14 protein-coding genes are annotated in these 17,131 nt (G+C 70.8%); 5 read left to right on the top strand and 9 right to left on the bottom strand.

Features of this window, described 5'->3' with window-relative positions:
• Positions 1-150 precede the first annotated feature (150 nt).
• Positions 151-1,587, top strand: a complete 1,437-nt coding sequence (locus ACFYXC_RS22690) for a hypothetical protein (RefSeq protein ID WP_389553828.1) — start codon at positions 151-153, stop codon at positions 1,585-1,587.
• A 153-nt stretch (positions 1,588-1,740) separates the two neighbouring features.
• Here ACFYXC_RS22690 and ACFYXC_RS22685 read toward each other — a convergent pair whose 3' ends face one another.
• A complete protein-coding gene (locus tag ACFYXC_RS22685) occupies positions 1,741-1,917 on the bottom strand; it encodes a hypothetical protein (protein WP_389553827.1) in 177 nt (58 codons plus the stop codon).
• Between the two features lie 275 nt (positions 1,918-2,192).
• On the opposite strand from ACFYXC_RS22685, the gene ACFYXC_RS22680 reads away from it, so the two are divergent.
• The gene (locus ACFYXC_RS22680; RefSeq protein ID WP_389553944.1) at positions 2,193-3,656 is read left to right on the top strand and encodes an alkaline phosphatase PhoX; all 1,464 of its coding nucleotides are present in this window, start codon (positions 2,193-2,195) and stop codon (positions 3,654-3,656) included.
• 523 nt (positions 3,657-4,179) lie between these two features.
• Positions 4,180-5,763, top strand: a complete 1,584-nt coding sequence (locus ACFYXC_RS22675; protein WP_389553826.1) for a TROVE domain-containing protein — start codon at positions 4,180-4,182, stop codon at positions 5,761-5,763.
• Positions 5,764-6,010: 247 nt separating this feature from the next.
• On the opposite strand, the gene ACFYXC_RS22670 is transcribed toward ACFYXC_RS22675, so the two are convergent.
• The 7 genes from ACFYXC_RS22670 to ACFYXC_RS22640 form a co-directional block, all read right to left on the bottom strand.
• Positions 6,011-7,213: a TerD family protein gene (locus tag ACFYXC_RS22670; protein WP_389553943.1), complete on the bottom strand. Its 1,203-nt coding sequence runs from the start codon at positions 7,211-7,213 to the stop codon at positions 6,011-6,013.
• A gap of 136 nt (positions 7,214-7,349) precedes the next feature.
• Complete coding sequence (locus ACFYXC_RS22665) at positions 7,350-8,339, bottom strand: zinc-dependent alcohol dehydrogenase family protein (protein ID WP_388915248.1); 990 nt, start codon at positions 8,337-8,339, stop codon at positions 7,350-7,352.
• Positions 8,336-9,217 (bottom strand): carbohydrate ABC transporter permease, encoded by an 882-nt coding sequence (locus tag ACFYXC_RS22660; RefSeq protein ID WP_389553825.1) that lies wholly within the window; start codon positions 9,215-9,217, stop codon positions 8,336-8,338. The genes ACFYXC_RS22665 and ACFYXC_RS22660 overlap by 4 nt, the downstream gene beginning before the upstream one ends.
• The gene (locus ACFYXC_RS22655; RefSeq protein WP_388915254.1) at positions 9,214-10,155 is read right to left on the bottom strand and encodes a carbohydrate ABC transporter permease; all 942 of its coding nucleotides are present in this window, start codon (positions 10,153-10,155) and stop codon (positions 9,214-9,216) included. The genes ACFYXC_RS22660 and ACFYXC_RS22655 overlap by 4 nt, the downstream gene beginning before the upstream one ends.
• A complete protein-coding gene (locus tag ACFYXC_RS22650) occupies positions 10,152-11,522 on the bottom strand; it encodes an ABC transporter substrate-binding protein (RefSeq protein WP_389553824.1) in 1,371 nt (456 codons plus the stop codon). The genes ACFYXC_RS22655 and ACFYXC_RS22650 overlap by 4 nt, the downstream gene beginning before the upstream one ends.
• A gap of 122 nt (positions 11,523-11,644) precedes the next feature.
• Positions 11,645-12,415 (bottom strand): DeoR/GlpR family DNA-binding transcription regulator, encoded by a 771-nt coding sequence (locus ACFYXC_RS22645; RefSeq protein ID WP_388915260.1) that lies wholly within the window; start codon positions 12,413-12,415, stop codon positions 11,645-11,647.
• Positions 12,416-12,707: 292 nt separating this feature from the next.
• A complete protein-coding gene (locus tag ACFYXC_RS22640) occupies positions 12,708-13,532 on the bottom strand; it encodes an NAD-dependent epimerase/dehydratase family protein (RefSeq protein ID WP_389553823.1) in 825 nt (274 codons plus the stop codon).
• A 287-nt stretch (positions 13,533-13,819) separates the two neighbouring features.
• Between ACFYXC_RS22640 and ACFYXC_RS22635 the strand changes: the two genes are divergently transcribed.
• Both ACFYXC_RS22635 and ACFYXC_RS22630 read left to right on the top strand, forming a co-directional pair.
• Positions 13,820-14,761, top strand: a complete 942-nt coding sequence (locus ACFYXC_RS22635) for a 5-dehydro-4-deoxyglucarate dehydratase (protein WP_389553822.1) — start codon at positions 13,820-13,822, stop codon at positions 14,759-14,761.
• Entirely contained in the window at positions 14,758-15,927 is a 1,170-nt protein-coding gene (locus tag ACFYXC_RS22630; RefSeq protein WP_389553821.1) for a hypothetical protein, read from the top strand. Before ACFYXC_RS22635 ends, ACFYXC_RS22630 begins: the two co-directional genes overlap by 4 nt.
• Positions 15,928-15,997: 70 nt before the next feature.
• On the opposite strand, the gene ACFYXC_RS22625 is transcribed toward ACFYXC_RS22630, so the two are convergent.
• Positions 15,998-16,969, bottom strand: a complete 972-nt coding sequence (locus ACFYXC_RS22625; protein ID WP_389553820.1) for an NAD(P)-dependent alcohol dehydrogenase — start codon at positions 16,967-16,969, stop codon at positions 15,998-16,000.
• Positions 16,970-17,131: the final 162 nt, after the last annotated feature.

Raw genomic sequence — 17,131 nt, 5'->3', positions numbered from 1 at the left:
GGGTCGAAATCCGTCTAGGCTGAGGCTGCGTCTCCCGGGCGGGGCGGCGGGCTGGAGAGTGTGTTCCCGGCCGGCCCCGGAGCGCCGCGTCGTGCGTCCGGACCGGCGCCGCGATGTACGTCCGACTGTTCGTCCTAGGAGAACCAGCCGATGTCAGACAGCTCCCCCCTGCCGCCGGTGCGTCTGCACTCCGAAGCGGAGCTCGCGCGGGACGCGCTCGCCACGCCGCTCCTCTCGCGTGCCGTGCGGCTCGCCCGCTGGGCCGGCCCGGAGACCCGGGTCGGGGCCGGCGGCGAACTCGTCGAGGAACAGCTGGCGGCCGCCGCCGCGGAGCTGGGGCTCGACGGTGTGGACGCCGTCGCCCACGCCGGCGAGGCATGGCGGGTCGCCGTGGACACCGGGCTGGTCGAGGTCCTGGACGAGGAGGCGGGTACGGTCACCACCGGCGCCGACCTCGCCCTCGTCCTCTCCGGAGCACCGCAGGACGTGCTGGGACTGTGGCTCGGCGCCCTGGAGACCGTACTGGCCGACGCGAGCGTGCCCGACCTCGACGACCTCGCGGACGCCATGGACGAGGGCGGCCGGATCGACCTCTCCGCCCTGGACTGGGACCCCGAGGCGGAGGCCGAGTTCCTCGACGGGGTGCTCGGCAACCTCTATCTGCTGACCGCCGGCGCCGACGGGCCGGGCGAGGGGCCGGTGCCGCTGCCCGCCCTCGCCGCGTCGATGATCGTGCCCGACGACATGGGGGAGCCCACCAACGACGTCCTGGAGCAGGTGTCGGAGGCGATGATGCGGCTCGACGACCAGTTCCGGACCCTGGCGCCGATCGGGCTCGTCGATTTTCAGCCCGTCGACGAGGCGCTCATGGCCGACCTCGACGAGGAGCCCGCCGCGTCCGGCGGGGCCCTGGACGACACGGACGTCACCCGGTACGGGATGGTGCGGCTCACCCCGCTCGGCGTGTACGGCATCAGGGCGCGGCTCCTGGAGGCCGGGTTCGCGGCGCCCGCGGTGGGCGACCTCGCGGACAAGGGGGCCGACGTGCTCCTCGACTCCACGTCCACGTTCCCGCCGACGGCCGCGCAGGCGGAGACCGAGCAGTGGCTCGCGCGCCGGGCACCCCTCGACGCGGCGCGGGAGCTGCTCGCGGCCGCCCGGGGGTCCGACGCGGGGGCGCCGTTGCGGCGGCTGCGCTGTCAGCAGGCGCTGTCCCTGGTCGGTACGGAGGCCGCGCCCGCGCTGCACGAGGTGCTCGACGACGCCGAACTGGGCGGGCTCGCGCGGGTCTGGCTCGCCGAGCGGGGGGTGCCGGACGTGCCCGCGCCGTCCGAGGGGATGGTGTTCTGGCTGACCGTCGACACGATCGCCGCGCAGCTTGCGGCGGAGGGCAACTCCGAGGAGTTGCAGGCGCTGGTGGAGGGGCTCGCGGCGCAGCACGGGTCGTTCTTCGACGCGGCGTGGCGGGTGGAGCATCCCGCCACGCCGGACGTGCTGGAGGCGATGGGGCGGCTGCATCCGGACAAGAAGGTGGCGAAGGAGGCGCGGAAGGCTGCGTTCAAGGCGCGGTCGCAGCAGCAGGGGTAGGGGGTTTTCGCCCCCGCCGCCCCTTCCCTTCCCCTCACTGCTCAGGGGCTGCGCCCCCGAACCCCCGGTCAAACGCCGGACGGGCTGATTTTTCAGCCCGTCCGGCGTTTGAGGACAAAGGGGGTCTGGGGCGCAGCCCCAGGGATGGGAAGGTCAGGGTTCGTCCAGGGGGAGGACTCGGACCGGGATGCCCTCCAGGGTGTCCGGGATCGCGTCCTCGGGGCGGAGCTCCTCGCGTGGGACCTTCTGTGTGACGAAGACGACGATGACGTCCTCGCCGGACTCCTCGTCGCGGCCGGTACCGACGCCGTCGACATTGGCCAGCGCCATCAACCGCTCCTCATGGAGACGGCGTGCCTGACGTGCGTCCACTGCGGCTCGCCTCCCAGCGCTCGTGCGGGTCTGGTACCGAGATTATGGCGGGCAACAGTTCGGACGCGAGGGCTGTTGAGCCGTATGGGGTGCGGGTGGGGTGCGGGGGCGCGTTCACGCAAGGGGGGCCGGGAACGTCGGGCGGTGTTCAACCGGTGTTCAGGAAGGAGGGGGACGGTGTGGCCGACAGCCGCGTCCGCCGCCCGCAGCTCGCCACCGTCACAGGAGACAGCATGTCGCTCACCCGCAGGGACTTCGCCAGACGATCCGCGATCACCGGTGCCGGTGTCGCCCTGATCGGCAGCGTCGGCTCACTCGCCACCGCGCCCGGCGCCCTCGCGTCCACGGACACCGAGACCGCGGGGGACGACACCGACCTGCACGACGCCGGCCGGCACGGCGGAGCCGTCGGTTACGGGCCGCTCCTGCCCGACCCGAACGGCATCCTCGCGCTGCCCGCCGGGTTCTCGTACCGCGTCATCACGTACAGCGGCAGGACGAAGCTGGAGTCCGGCGAGTTCACGCCCTCCAACCACGACGGCACGGCCACCTTCGACGGCCCGCGCGGCACGACCCTCCTCGTCAACAACCACGAGCTGAAGGGCCCGCGCGCCAACTGGAAGCACCCGGTGCCGCTGGCCGAAGGTCTCGTCTACGACCCGGCCGCGTCCGGCGGGTGCACGGTCGTCGAGGTGCGTCCCGGCGGCGCGGTCGCCGAGTGGGTCGGCATCGCGGGCACCTCCACCAACTGCGCGGGCGGCAGCACCCCGTGGGGCACCTGGCTCACCTGCGAGGAGAATTCCGACCGCGCCGGCGAGAACGGCATGACCAAGGACCACGGCTACGTCTTCGAGGTCGACCCGGCCGACCGCCGCGCCAACCGCGACCCCAAGCCGCTGAAGTTCTTCGGCCGGTACGACCACGAGGCCGTCGTCATCGACCCCAAGCGCGGCCACGCCTACCTCACCGAGGACGACTCCGAGCCCAACGGCCTGTTCTTCCGCTGGAAGCCCCCGCACGGCTTCACCCACGGCCGCGGGAAGTTCCGTACCCTCGCCGACGACGCGGGCGTGCTCCAGGCGCCCAAGTGCTACGACTCCGGCGGCCGTTACGTCGACGATCTGTCCCGCGCCACGAAGATCGGCACCGTGTACGGGGTCGACTGGGTCGACGTGCCCGACCGGGACGGGAAGACCGTTCCCGTGCGCGAGCAGTTCGACCTCGGTGAGGTCACCCGTGCGCGCAAGCTCGAAGGCATGTGGTGGGGTGACGGCGGCGCGTACATCGTGTCCTCGTACGCCCGTGACGAGAGCCCTGTCCAGCATGACGGGCAGGTCTGGTTCTACGACCCCAAGCGGCGCACGCTGACCCTGAAGGTCCTGCTGGGGGTGAACCCCGACCCGTCGGTGGACGGCGCCTTCGACGGGCCGGACAACATCACCGTCTCGCCGTACGGCGGTCTGGTGATCGCCGAGGACGGCGAAGGTGTCTCCCATCTCTTCGGTGCGACGGAGAGCGGGCGGACCTATCCCATCGCCCGCAACGACCTGAACATCGGCACCGAGGAGGAGCCCGAGTTCAGCGAGTTCACCGGCGTCACCTTCTCGCCCGACGGAAAGACCCTGTACGCCAACATTCAGGAGCCGGGCATCATGGTCGCCGTCAAGGGGCCCTGGAAGCGGCAGAAGCGGCGCTGACACACGTTCACCGCAAGCGTGAAGTGTTGAGCGAAGTGGGGATTTAATCGTTCGCCCGGCCCGTGGCACGCCTCCTACAGTGGACAACGTCCAGGTGCGAGGGCAGGACCTACTTCCACTCATAATGGGGCGGCCGCGGGTTCGAGTCCCGCCACCGGTACCACATGCCGGTGTAGCTCAGGGGCTAGAGCACCTACGTCGGTTCCGCCGGCCTTGAACTCTGGACACCCACAATTCAATGCACCTCCCGGTGCGATGGCTGCGGCTACTTCTCTCTCAAAGAATCCACGCCGCAGCCGACTTGATCTCGGGAGGCGCAGCAGATGGTGTGTGCCCGGTGCGCAGGCAGCGGTTACTTCATGGGATCAGAGGGTTGCGGGTTCAAGTCCCGTCATCGGCTTCGGGCCGGTGTAGCTCAATTCGGTAGAGCATCCGAACAGGTCCGCCGCCGACCCCTGAACTCGGGCACGCTCCATTTGCTGCGCCTCCCTCCGAAACATTCGAGAATTCGGGGGAATTCATCATGGCGCGGTTCAACACCAAGGCGGCGAAGGCCAGGGGTACTTCGCGTGTCGCCTCCACGGGGCGTGTGCTGCGGACCCACGAGGGCGGGCGGGGCGTCGAGCGGGATCCGCGTTCCGAGCTCTTTCTGCTGTCCATCGCCAACTTCGTCGCGCAGAAGACCTTCTACGAGGACGGCGAGGCGCGCGACGACCGGTTCGCCGCGCTCGTACGGCAGCTCGCCGTCACCGATCCGTCGTGGACCGCGGCCCTGCTCGGCTGGCTGCGCGGCGAGGGCAACCTGCGGACCGCGTCGATCGTCGGCGCCGCCGAGTACGTCAAGGCGCGCCTCGACGCGGGGGTCACGGACGGGCCGGCGAACCGGCAGGTCGTCGCCTCCGTGCTGCGGCGTCCCGACGAGCCCGGTGAACTGCTCGCCTACTGGACCTCGCGGTACGGCCGCGCCCTGCCCAAGCCGGTGAAGCGCGGTGTCGCCGATGCCGTGCGGCGCCTCTACGGCGCCAAGGCGTTGCTGAAGTACGACACGGGGTCCAAGGGCTACCGCTTCGGTGACGTCCTCAACCTCGTGCACGCGGCGCCGGATCCGGACAAGCCGTGGCAGGGTGAGCTGTTCCGGTACGCCCTCGACCGCCGGCACAACCCGGACACCGCTGTGCCGCCCGCGGCCGACCGGGTGCTCACCGCGCACCGCGAGCTGATGGCGGTGCCGGTGGCGGAGCGGCGTGCGATCGTGACGTCCGAGGGGGGCGCCGGGCGGCTCGCGGCGGCCGGGATGACCTGGGAGGCGCTGGCCGGGTGGCTCCAGGGGCCGATGGACGCGGCGGCCTGGGAGGCGGTGATTCCCTCGATGGGGGCGATGGCTCTCGTCAGGAACCTGCGCAATTTCGACGAGGCCGGGGTCTCGGACGAGGTGGCCTCGCGGGTCGCGGAGAAGATCAGTGATCCGGCGGAGGTCGCGCGGTCGCGGCAGTTTCCGTTCCGGTACCTCGCCGCGTATCAGCACGCGCCGTCGCTGCGGTGGGCGTATCCGCTGGAGCGGGCGCTCGGTCATTCGTTGGCCAACGTGCCGGTTCTGGGCGGGCGGACGCTCGTCCTCGTCGACCGGTCCGGTTCGATGTTCTTCTCCCGGCTGTCCGACCGGTCGGCGCTCACGTGGGCCGACGCGGCGGCCGTCTTCGGTACGGCGATCGCGTTGCGGGCGGCCGACGCGGATCTCGTCGAGTTCGGCAGTGGCAGTGACGTGGTGTCGTTCCGGCGGGGCGAGTCGGTGTTGAAGGTGCTGGAGCGGTTCGGGGACCTCGGGGGGACCAACACGAGTGAGGCTGTGCGCCGGCACTACAAGAAGCACGACCGTGTGCTGATCGTCACGGACGAGCAGGCCGGGTACAGCGGTCACGGGGATCCGGCCTCGCAGGTTCCTGCGGACGTGCCGGTGTACACCTGGAACCTCGCCGGGTACCGGGCGGGGCATGCGCCGTCGGGGGGTCGGAACCGGCATACGTTCGGGGGGCTCTCGGATGCGGCCTTTCGGATGGTTCCGTTGCTTGAGGGGGCTCGGGATGCGGAGTGGCCCTGGGTGGGGTGACCCGCGCCGGTCGGCCGGTGGGGGTGGGCGGGGCAGTGCCGGTATGTCTGCCCGTCGCCTTCCGTGCGTACGGCTCTCTGCCGGGACATGTGCTCGTATCTTGCGGGAGCCGTACGCGACGGGCATGACATACCGGCACGGCCCCGCCCCCGGTGCACACCGGATCGGATCGCCGTGGGTGTCTACCGGGACGGCCCCGCCACCGGTGCGTTTGCGGCCGCGGGCGGGGCCGGCGTGGTGGGGGCTTTCAGAGGGCTTGGGCTGAGGGTTTCACCATTCCTCGGACTGTGCGGGACTTGACGAAGTTGCCCAGGGCCGTCATTTCCCACTCGCCGGAGAACTGCTTGATGAGCTTGGCCATCATCACGCCGGTCTGGGGCTCCGCGCTCGTGAGGTCGAAGCGGACCAGCTCTTCGCCCGTGGCGGCGTCCAGGAGGCGGCAGTAGGCTTTGGCGACCTCGGTGAACTTCTGGCCGGAGAAGCTGTTCACCGTGAAGACCAGGCCGGTGACCTCCTGGGGGAGGCGGCCCAGGTCCACGACGATCACCTCGTCGTCGCCGCCGCCCTCGCCGGTGAGGTTGTCGCCCGAGTGCTTGATCGCGCCGTTCACGATGGAGAGCTTGCCGAAGTAGCAGCTGTCGATGTGGTTGCGCTGCGGCCCGTAGGCGATGACGGACGCGTCCAGGTCGATGTCCTTGCCGCGGTACGCCGGCTCCCAGCCCAGGCCCATCTTCACCTGGGAGAGGAAGGGGCGGCCGCCCTTGGTCAGGGACACGGTCTGGTTCTTCTGGAGGTTCACCCGGCCTTTGTCGAGGTTGATCTTGCCCGAGGGCGGGGGAGTGGGGGGTGCCGCCTGGGGTGTCGGAGGCGCCGCGGGGGTGAGCGGGGCCGTGGGGGCGGCGGGGGGCGCCGCCGGGGGTGCGGGGGTGGTCAGGGGGGCCGGCGGCGGGGGTGTGGGCTCTTCCACCGTCACGCCGAAGTCCGTGGCGATGCCCGCCAGGCCGTTCGAGTAGCCCTGGCCCACGGCTCGGGCCTTCCAGGCGCCGTTGCGCAGGTACACCTCGACGATGACCAGGGCCGTCTCCGCGTTGAGCTGGGGCGGGGTGAAGGAGGCCAGGACCGAGCCGTCGTTCGCGTCACGGATCGTGGCCGTCGGTTCGATGCCCTGGAACGTCTGGCCCGCGGCGTCCGGGCTCGCGGTGACGACGATCTTCTCGATGCCCGGGGGCACGGCGGTCGTGTCGACCGTGATCGAGTCCGGGGTGCTGCCGCCGCCGGAGCGGTACGTCACGCCCGGGCCGGACGGCTGGTTGTAGAAGATGAAGTCGTCGTCGGAGCGCACCTTGCCGTCGGCGGTGAGCAGCAGGCCCGAAACGTCGAGCCGCACCGGGGCGGCGACGTCCACCGTCACGCGGGTGACGGGGAGAGGGATGTTCGAGCCGGGGGTCATAGCTGTCATGCCGGGTGAACGAGCGGGCTCGTTTTACCGTTCCCTTAACTTTCAGATGGTGCTCCGCGGGTTGCGGGAGCACCACCGCGCCCTGGGATTTCTTCCAGGGCGCGGAGGGAGGGGGAGGGGGAGGGGGTTACGGGGTCACGATGATCTTGCGGCCGACTCCTGAGGCGAACTGGGTCAGTGCCTGGGGGTACTGGTCCAGGGGGAGGCGGTCCGAGATGAAGACGTCCGGGTCCAGGACTCCCGTCGCGAAGAGTTCCGCCGCCCGTTCGAAGCTGTGCAGGACAGCCATCGAGCCGGTGATGGTGATCTCCTGGTTGTAGATGCGGTACGGGTCGATGGAGACCCGGGTGGCGTAGTCGGCCACCCCGAACTGCAGGAAGGTGCCGGCCTTGGCGACCCGCTCCAGGCCGTCCTGGATCGCCGCCGCGTTGCCCGTGGCGTCCACCACCAGGTCCCAGCCCTGCGGGCGCTCCAGCTCGTCGGCGCTCGTCGCGGACGCGGACACACCGAGCTTCTGGGCGGTCGTCAGGCGCTGCGGGTTGATGTCCACCATGTCCACGCTCGCCGCGCCGGTCCGCTTCGCCAGCTCCAGCATCATGAGGCCCATCGTGCCCGAGCCGTAGATGAGGACATGGGCGCCGAGGCGGGAGTTCAGGACGTCGTAGCCGCGGACCGCGCAGGAGAGCGGTTCGATCAGGGCCGCGTCCTGGGTGCGTACGTGTTCGGGGAGCTTGACGCAGTTCGCCACCGGCGCGACCGCGTACTGGGCGGCGCCGCCCGCGGTGGTCACGCCGATCGCGGCCCAGCGCTCGCACAGGTTGTTGTGTCCCGTACGGCAGTAACGGCACTCGTAGCAGTACAGGGACGGGTCCACCGCCACCTGGTCGCCGACCGACAGCTCCGTGACCTGCCGCCCCACTCCGACGACCTCGCCGGCGAACTCGTGGCCGGGGACGATCGGCAGCTTGGGCGCGAACTCGCCCTGGAGGATGTGCAGGTCCGTGCCGCACAGCCCGCAGGCCGCGACCTCCACGACGACCTCGCGGGGTCCTGGCGTCGGGTCCGGGACCTCGGCGACGACGGCCTTGCCCACGGACTCGATGACGGCGGCTTTCACTTGACTGCTCCAAGCGACAGGCCCTGGACCAGTTTGTCCTGGGCGGCGAACCCCGCGGCGAGCACCGGCAGGGAGATGACGAGCGACGCGGCGCACACCTTCGCCAGGAACAGGCCCTGGCTGGTGATGAAGCCGGTGAGGAAGACCGGGGCGGTCTCCGCCACCACGCCCGTCAGCACGCGGGCGAACAGCAGCTCGTTCCAGCTGAAGATGAAACAGATGAGGGCGGTGGCGGCGATGCCGGGGAGGGCGATGGGGGCCACGACGCGGGTGAGGATCGTCGGCAGTTTCGCGCCGTCTATCTGGGCCGCCTCGATGATCGCCACCGGGACCTCGGCGAGGAAGGACTGCATCATCCACACCGCGATCGGCAGGTTCATCGAGGTGTAGAGGATGACCAGGAGCCAGATGTTGTCCAGCATGCCGGTGTTCTTCGCGAAGAGGTAGATCGGCAGGAGGCCCGCCACCACCGGCAGCATCTTCGTGGAGAGGAAGAAGAAGAGGACGTCGGTCCATTTCTTCACCGGGCGGATGGAGAGCGCGTAGGCCGCGGGCAGGGCCAGGAGGAGGACCAGGAGCGTCGACGCCAGTGACGCCACGGTGGAGTTGATCAGGGACGGCCAGGGGCTCGCGCCGCCGCCCGAACCGAAGAACTCGCGGTAGCCGTCCAGGGTGAGGGCGGCCCCGAAGGACGGCGGGTTGGTCGCCGCGTCCTCCTCGGAGTGGAAGGACGTCAGGGCCATCCAGGCGATGGGCAGGAAGAAGACGATGCCGGCCAGCCAGGCGACCAGGCCGAGGCCCCTTCCTCTGGGGCGCCGGGGGCCGGGTGCGGTGGGCTGGGTGCTGCTGAGGTCTGCACGTACGGCGGTGGCACTCATGCGCGGGACACCTCCTCGCGGAACAGGGACGAGACCACGCGCAGTGCGAAGGTCGCGATGATGATCGAGCCGATGACGACCAGGACGCCGGCCGCGGAGGCGAGGCCGTTCTCGTGGGCCTGGTAGAAGCTCTGGTAGACGGTGTAGGGCAGGTTCGCGGTGCCGAGGCCGCCGGACGTGATCGTGAAGACCGCGTCGAAGTTCTGCACGATGTAGATCGAGCCGAGCAGGGCGCCCAGTTCGAGGTAGCGGCGCAGGTGGGGGAGGGTGAGGTAGCGGAAGATCTGCCAGCCGCTCGCGCCGTCGACCTTCGCCGCCTCGATCTGCTGGTGGTCCCGGCTCTGCAGGCCCGCCAGCAGGATCAGCATCATGAAGGGCGTCCACTGCCAGATGAGCGACATCTCCACGGCGAGGAGCGGAGTGTTGCTGATCCAGTCCGGTTCCGGTCCGCCCACGTAGTGCAGCAGGCCGTTGAGCAGGCCGTACTCGGGGTTGTAGAGCACGTGCTTCCAGAGCAGGGCCGCCGCCACGGGGACCACGAGGAAGGGCGCGATCAGGAGGGTGCGGACCAGGCCGCGGCCCCGGAACTTGCGGTCCAGGAGGAGGGCCAGGCCGAGCCCGAGTATCAGGCTGGCCAGGACGACGGTGACGGTGAGCAGGATGGTCGTCCAGACCGACTTGCGCAGGGCCTCGTCGGTGAGGACCTCGGCGTAGTTGCCGAAGCCAGTGAAGCTGCGGGCGTCCGGGTAGAGCGAGTTCCAGTCGAAGAAGGAGATCACCAGCGTGGCCACGAACGGCAGCTGGGTCACGGCGACCATGAAGATCAGGGCGGGCAGGAGCGGGGCCCTGGTCGCCCAGGCGCGCAGGCGGTCGGAGGGCGGCTTCTGCTCTGTGCGGACGGGTGGTGCTGCCACGGGGGCTGTCGTTGTCGCGGTCATCGTCCCTCGTACTCCTCGGCGATCTCCTCGGCCAGCTTCTGGGACTTCTTCAGGGCCGACTCGACGGACTGGCGTCCGGCGATGGCCGCGCTGATCTCCTGGGAGACCTTGGTGCCGAGGTCGGTGAACTCGGGGATGCCGACGAACTGGATGCCGGGCGCGGGCCGCGGCTGTACGCCGGGATCGGTGGGCCGGGCGCCCTCGATGGCCTTCTTGGTCATCTCCTGGAAGGCGCCGGCCTCCTTGCGGTAGTCGGCGTTCGTGTACGTCGAGGCGCGCTTGCCTGCCGGGACGTTGGACCAGCCGATCTCGTCGCCCACCAGCTGCTCGTACTCCTTGCTGGACGCCCAGGAGACGAACTTCCACGCCTTGTCGGGGTTGCGGGACGCGTCCTGGATGCCCCAGGCCCAGGTGTAGAGCCAGCCGGAGGACTCCGTCTTCTCGACCGGTGCCGGCACGTAGCCGATCTTGCCCTTGACCGGGGACTTCGCCGACTCCAGGGAGCCGGCCGCGGACGTGGCGTCGTACCACATGGCGACCTTGCCCTGGGTCAGGTTGTTCAGGCACTCGGCGAAGCCGGACTGGGCCGCGCCGGACTCGCCGTGTTCACGGACGAGGTCCACGTAGAACTTGGTCGCCTTCTCGAACTCGGGGGAGTCGAGCTGCGCCTTCCAGTCCTTGTCGAACCAGGTGCCGCCGAAGGTGTTCACGACCGTGGTCAGCGGGGCCATGATCTCGCCCCAGCCGGGCAGGCCGCGCAGACAGATGCCCTTCATGCCGGACTCGGCGCCGTCCACCTCGGCCGCGAGGTCGGCGACCTGAGTCCAGGTCGGGCGCTCGGGCATGGTGAGGCCCTTCGCCTCGAACACGTCCTTGCGGTACATCAGGAAGGACGACTCGCCGTAGAAGGGCTGCCCGTAGAGCTTGCCGTCCTCCGCGGTGAGGGACTGGCGCATCGGCTTGAGGACGTCCTGCTCGTCGTACTCCGGGTCCTTCGCGACGTAGGAGTCCATCTCCTGCAGCCAGTCGTTCTTGGCGTAGATCGGGATCTCGTAGTTGGACAGGGTGGCGACGTCGTACTGGCCCGCCTGGTTGGCGAAGTCCTGACTGATCTTGTCGCGGACGTCGTTCTCCGGCAGGACGGTGAAGTTCACCTTGATGCCGGTCTCCTTGGTGAAGTGGGCGGCGGTGAGCTTCTGCAACTCCATCATCTGCGGGTTGTTGACCATCAGGACGTTGATGGAGTTGCCACCGGAGCCCGCTCCGCCTGCTCCGGCCCAGCAACCGGAGAGCAGCGGGGCGAGCAGCGTCCCTGCGGCGGCCGCGGCGAACATCGCGCGCGGCCTCCGTCGGCTCTGGGTTCGCATGGATCACTCCTGGATGTTTCAGTACATAAGGGATGGCGTGGGGGAGTGCGGTGCTTCTGTGGTGTGTCGGTGGGGATGTCGGACTCTTGCCGACCTCTGGCGGGGGCCCGGTGGGCTGCTCGTCAGACTCGGATGACCTGGGGCCCCTGCATCGAGTAGCGGTGGGCCTCGGAGGCGGGAAGGAAGGTGCTGGTGACGATGGCCTCCAAGGCGCTGATCTCCGCGAACCGGCAGAAGCTGACGGCGCCGAACTTGGTGTGCACGCCCGCGAACACCGTGCGCCGGGCGGCCCGGATCGCCTGGGACTTGACCTCGCTGACGGCGGGGTCGGGGGTGGTGAGGCCGTGTTCGCGGGAGATGCCGTTGGCGCCGATGAACGCCAGGTCGATGACGAAGCCCGCGAGCATCTTCGTCGTCCAGTGGTCGACGGTCGCCAGGGTGCCGGGCCTGACCCGGCCGCCCAGCAGCAGCACCGTCTTGTTGTCGGCCTCGGCGAGCGCGCCCGCGGTGGCCAGGGACGCGGTGACCACGGTCAGCGGCCGGTCCCGGGGCAGTGACTCGGCGATGAGCTGGGGGGTGAAGCCCTCGTCGACGAAGACCGTCTCCGCGTCGCCGAGCAGCTCGGCCGCGGCGGCCGCGATCCGGCGCTTCTCGGGTACGTGGCTGGTGGCGCGGAAGGCGAGCGTCGTCTCGAAGCCGGCGCTCTCCACGGGATAGGCGCCGCCGTGCGTGCGGCGGACGAGGCCGTGGTCCTCCAGTGCGCGCAGGTCACGGCGCACGGTCTCCCTGGCGACGCCCAGCTCGGCCGCCAGCGCGTTCACGTCGACGGCACCGGTGCGCCGGGCGGTCTTCACGATCTCCCGCTGTCTTTCTTCCGCGCTCATGCCCGACACCCGCTTCCGCTCCCTTGCGTACTGCCCGTTCGGGCCCGGTCGGACCCATGGGGGAAGTTCTACAGCGGGTACGCGCCACTGACCAGGTCTGTTGCGGGTCCGATGGCGCCCGTATGTGCCCGTTCGACGCGACCGGTGCCCGCGTCGGACCTGCGGCGGAGCGTAATTCGGGCAGTGCGCATGCCCGAACGGCGGGGCGGACGGGCCCGTTCGGTGCCCGTCCGCCCGCAGGGGTGGTCCGTGTGAGGTGGCCGGAAGTGTCGGCGGGGGCCGGCGGGGCCGGCCGGGAGCGTCAGTGGGGCCAGACCGGCGGGTGGGTCACGAACGGGCCGCCCAGGCAGGCGTGGTCCGGATTGTCCGGGTCCAGCTCGCCCTGCTCGGCGATCAGCTTGTCCGCGTACTGCTCGGAGTCGTCCTGCGGCTCGTAGCCGAGTGCGCGGGCGGTCGAGAGGTCCCACCACAGGCGGGTGTTGGCGGAGGAGCCGTAGACGACGCTGTGCCCGACGTGTTCGGCGGTCAGGGCCGCGTGGAAGAGGCGGGCGCCGTCGCCGGGGCTCATCCAGACCGACAGCATGCGCACGCTGGTCGGCTCCAGGAAGCAGGAGCCGATGCGGACGGAGACGGTCTCCAGGCCGTGTTTGTCCCAGTAGAACTGCGCCAGGTCCTCGCCGAACGACTTCGAGAGGCCGTAGAAGGTGTCGGGGCGGCGCGGGGTGTCGATGGGGATGAGCGCGTCCGGTGTGTGGGGCACCTCGCCCCGGGGACGCGGGGTGAAGCCGACCGCGTGGTTGGAGGAGGCGAAGACGACACGTCCGACGCCCTCCTCGCGGGCGGCCTCGTACAGGTGGTACGTGCCCTCGATGTTCGCCTTCAGGATCTTCTCGAAGGTGGACTCCAGGGAGATGCCCGCGAGGTGGATGATCGCGTCCACGCCCCGGACGGCCTCGCGCAGGGCATCCTTGTCGGCGAGGTCCGCGGTGATCGCGTCCGGTTCGCCCTCGATGGGCCGCATGTCGAGGAGGCGCAGCTCGTAGCCGTAGGCGGGCAGCAGCCCGCGCATCAGGGTGCCCAGACCGCCTGCGGCGCCGGTGAGCAGAACGGTGCGGGGAGCGGGCATCCTCGGGTCTCCTAGGGTCAGCAACCGTATGCGCGTGCGTCATCATGTACGGCATTCACATCCGTGGAAACGCTAAGGATCGTCCGCCGCTCGCGTCAAGTGTCGCGCGCGGTGCCGGAATTCGCTGCCCCGATGCCTTGTTTCCGGTTTTTTATTGCTCCGGGAATGCGGGTTTGCCCGCTTGACCACCCCCGAGAGCGCGCTTTAGCGTGGGCGCGTTCAGAGATATAGACGCGCATCAGAAACGTGCACGGATGGCGTGTACGTACATGCTCTAGGGAGAGCCCGTGTCGTCAGCCCCCCTCGTCGCTCGGCTCGGTGTCCCGAGCGGGCCGCTGTTCTTCCCCGTCACGGCGTACGACCATGACGGCGCCGTCGATGTGGACGTGTACCGCGAGCACGTCCGGCGGGGCGTCGAGGCCGGTGCCGCCGCCGTCTTCGCCTGCTGCGGCACCGGGGAGTTCCACGCGCTCACGCCCGAGGAGTTCCAGGACTGCGTACGGGCGGCCGTCGAGGAGACCGCGGGCCGCGTACCCGTCGTCGCCGGGGCGGGCTACGGGACCGCGCTCGCCGTGCGCTACGCGCGGCTCGCCGAGGAGGCCGGCGCGGACGGCCTGCTCGCCATGCCGCCGTACCTCGTGGTCGCCGGGCAGCGGGGACTGCTGCGGCACTACACGGAACTGGCCGCCGCCACCTCGCTCGACATCGTCGTGTACCAGCGGGACAACGCCGTGTTCACCCCGCAGACCGTGGTGGAGCTGGCCCGCACCGAGGGGGTCATCGGCTTCAAGGACGGCACCGGCGACCTCGACCTCATGCAGCGCATCGTCAGCGCCGTACGGTCCGAGGCGCCGGGCGACTTCCTGTACTTCAACGGGCTGCCGACCGCCGAACTCACCGGCCTCGCCTACCGCGGCATCGGCGTCACGCTCTACTCGTCCGCCGTCTTCTGCTTCGCGCCCGAGATCGCGCTCGCCTTCCACCGGGCCCTGCGCTCCGGCGACGACGCGGTCGTGAACCGGCTGCTCGACGGCTTCTACCGGCCGCTCGTCGAACTGCGCGCCCAGGGCCGCGGGTACGCCGTCTCGCTGGTCAAGGCGGGCGTGCGGCTGCGCGGGCTCGACGTGGGCGAGGTGCGGCCACCGCTGCACGAGCCGGCCGAGGAACACGTCAAGCAGCTCGCCCGGCTGATCGAGCGCGGCCACGCGCTGATCGAGGAGGACAAGTGAGGGCGTCGGCGTTCGTCTATCCGTGGGACGTCAACGGCGATCCCGAGGCGGCCGCGCGCGTCGCCGGGCTCGGGGTGCGGCAGGTGACGCTCGCGTCCGCGTACCACTCGACACGTGCGCTGACCCCCCGCCACCCCCGGCACCGCGTCGTCACCGCCTCGCACGCGGCCGTGCTCTACCCGGCGGACAGCGGGCGCTGGCAGGGGCGCAGGCTGCGGCCGTACGCCGCCGGGGACTGGGCGCCGGGTGACGCGTACGGGGAGGCCGCCGACGCGCTCGCGGGGGCCGGACTCGACGTGCACACCTGGGTGGTCCTCGCGCACAACTCCCGGCTGGGCGAGGAGTTCCCGGACACCTCCGTGGTCAACGCCTACGGGGACCGCTATCCGTGGGCGCCCTGCGTCGCGCAGCCCGAGACGCGCGCGTACCTGACCGACCTGGCCGTCGAGGCGGCACTGCGGCCGGGGGCGGCCGGTACGGAACTGGAGTCCCTCGGCTGGTACGGGTTCCCGCACCTGCACGCCCACGACAAGACCGCGGGCGTGGCGCTCGGGGACGCCGGGACGTACCTGATGTCGCTGTGCTTCTGTCCCGCGTGCCGCGACGGGTGCACGGACCTGGGGCTCGACGCCGACGCGTCGGCGGCCTCGGTGCGGCGCGCGCTGGAGCCCGTGTGGCGCGGCGAGACCCCCGCCGGGGGCTGGGAGGTGGTGGAGAAGCTGCTGGGCGCCGAGCTCGCGACGGCCACCCGCGCGTGGCGTGACTCCGTCGCCCGCTCGCTCCAGACGGAGGTCGTCGGCGCGGTCCGCGCGGCGGCCCCGGAGGGCTTCCGGATCCTGCTGCACGCGGACCCCGACTCCTACCACGTGGGCGCGAACGCAGGGGTCGACCCGCGGCATGTCCTGACGGTCGCCGACGGCGTGGTCGTGCCGTGCACCGGAGGGGCCGGGCTGCTGACGCCCTTCGCCGAGCACGCCGTCGCGGGGAACGTTCTGGCGGCCAACTTCACCGTGGTGCGCGGGATGGGCGGCAGCCCCGAGACCCTCTTCGAGGACGTGACGCGCGCGACGGGACTCGGCGCCACCGAAGTACGGCTCTACCACGCGGGCCTGGCGTCCGAGGAGGACCTCGCCCTCGTGGCCCGGGCGCTGGCGCGGCTGGGCTGAGGCCGGGAGGGGCTGGGGCGCGGCCCCGACCCCACCGAGCAACGGCTTGACGTTGCGATCGCGAAGTTTTCTAGGGCACGGTGATCACGAGCTTGCCCCGGGGGTGGCCCTTCTCCAGGTGGCGGACGGCCTGCGCGGTCTCGGCGAGAGGGTAGGTGCGGTCCACAGGCACGGTGAGGCTGCCCTTCTCGACGAGCTCCTTCAGGGTCAGGAGGTCCTCGCGGCGGGCGACGGAGACGAGGTTGCGGAGGTTCTGGCCGACCAGCGGTGACAGCAGGACCGCCCGGAGACCGCGGCTCAGACCTCCGAGGAAGGCCGTGCCGCCCTCGCCGCCGACGATCACCAGGGTGCCGCGCGGGGTCAGGGCGCGGCGCAGGACGGGCAGGGGCCGCTGGCCCGCGTTGTCGACGATGACGTCGTACCGGCGCGGGCCGTCGGTGATGTCCTCGCGGGTGTAGTCGAGGACGTGCGTGGCGCCCAGGGAGCCTACGAAGTCCGCGCCGCCCGGGCCGCAGACGCCGGTCACCTCGGCGCCGTACACGGCGGCGAGCTGCACGGCGTAGCAGCCGACACCGCCGGAGGCGCCGATGACGAGGACCCGTTGACCCGGCCGCGGACGGGCCGGGCCGCTCAGGGCCTGGAGGGCGGTCATGCCGGACACCGGGAGCGCGGCGGCCTGTTCGAAGGTCAGGTCGACGGGTTTGAGGGCGACCTTCGCGGCCTTGGCGCACGCGTATTCGGCGAACGAGCCCTCGCAGTTCCCGAAGACCTCGTCGCCCGGCTCGAAGCCGGTCACCTTCGCGCCGACGGCCGCCACGCGTCCGGCGCCGTCCCAGCCCCGCACGGGGTTCCTCGGCCTGCGGATCCCGAGGACGGCGCGCGCCACCAGGGGCCGGCCCGTCATGAGGTGCCACACCTCGGGGCCCAGACCGGCCGCGCGGATCTCGACCAGTACCTCGTCGTCGCGCGGTACGGGCCGGTCGATGTCCCGCAGTCGCAGAAGGTCCGCTGATCCGTAGGCATCCTGGACGATCGCCTTCATGGCCTGGCTCCCCCTCGGGTTCCCGACACCGGGCATCCCGGCTGCCCCGAGCATCCCGGCGGCGCGGACGTCTGACCAGCTTCCTGAGCACGGTCCTGGCCGCGGGAACGATGAGTTTCCGTACGGCCGACGGTCTACCCCCCGACGATCCCGTGACGAGAG

This window comes from Streptomyces sp. NPDC002701 (assembly GCF_042889045.1).
Classification (GTDB): domain Bacteria; phylum Actinomycetota; class Actinomycetes; order Streptomycetales; family Streptomycetaceae; genus Streptomyces.
The sequence above is the reverse complement of the archived record's forward strand: the minus strand, read 5'-3'. Positions and strand labels throughout refer to the sequence as shown.

What these genes read in the sequence shown, in the direction of transcription:
- ACFYXC_RS22690 (WP_389553828.1), top strand. Translation starts at nt 151, where the DNA reads ATGTCAGACAGCTCCCCCCTGCCGCCGGTGCGTCTGCACTCCGAAGCG.
- ACFYXC_RS22670 (WP_389553943.1), bottom strand. Translation starts at nt 7,213, where the DNA reads ATGACCCCCGGCTCGAACATCCCTCTCCCCGTCACCCGCGTGACGGTG.
- ACFYXC_RS22680 (WP_389553944.1), top strand. Translation starts at nt 2,193, where the DNA reads ATGTCGCTCACCCGCAGGGACTTCGCCAGACGATCCGCGATCACCGGT.
- ACFYXC_RS22685 (WP_389553827.1), bottom strand. Translation starts at nt 1,917, where the DNA reads ATGGCGCTGGCCAATGTCGACGGCGTCGGTACCGGCCGCGACGAGGAG.
- ACFYXC_RS22675 (WP_389553826.1), top strand. Translation starts at nt 4,180, where the DNA reads ATGGCGCGGTTCAACACCAAGGCGGCGAAGGCCAGGGGTACTTCGCGT.
- ACFYXC_RS22655 (WP_388915254.1), bottom strand. Translation starts at nt 10,155, where the DNA reads ATGACCGCGACAACGACAGCCCCCGTGGCAGCACCACCCGTCCGCACA.
- ACFYXC_RS22650 (WP_389553824.1), bottom strand. Translation starts at nt 11,522, where the DNA reads ATGCGAACCCAGAGCCGACGGAGGCCGCGCGCGATGTTCGCCGCGGCC.
- ACFYXC_RS22625 (WP_389553820.1), bottom strand. Translation starts at nt 16,969, where the DNA reads ATGAAGGCGATCGTCCAGGATGCCTACGGATCAGCGGACCTTCTGCGA.
- ACFYXC_RS22640 (WP_389553823.1), bottom strand. Translation starts at nt 13,532, where the DNA reads ATGCCCGCTCCCCGCACCGTTCTGCTCACCGGCGCCGCAGGCGGTCTG.
- ACFYXC_RS22660 (WP_389553825.1), bottom strand. Translation starts at nt 9,217, where the DNA reads ATGAGTGCCACCGCCGTACGTGCAGACCTCAGCAGCACCCAGCCCACC.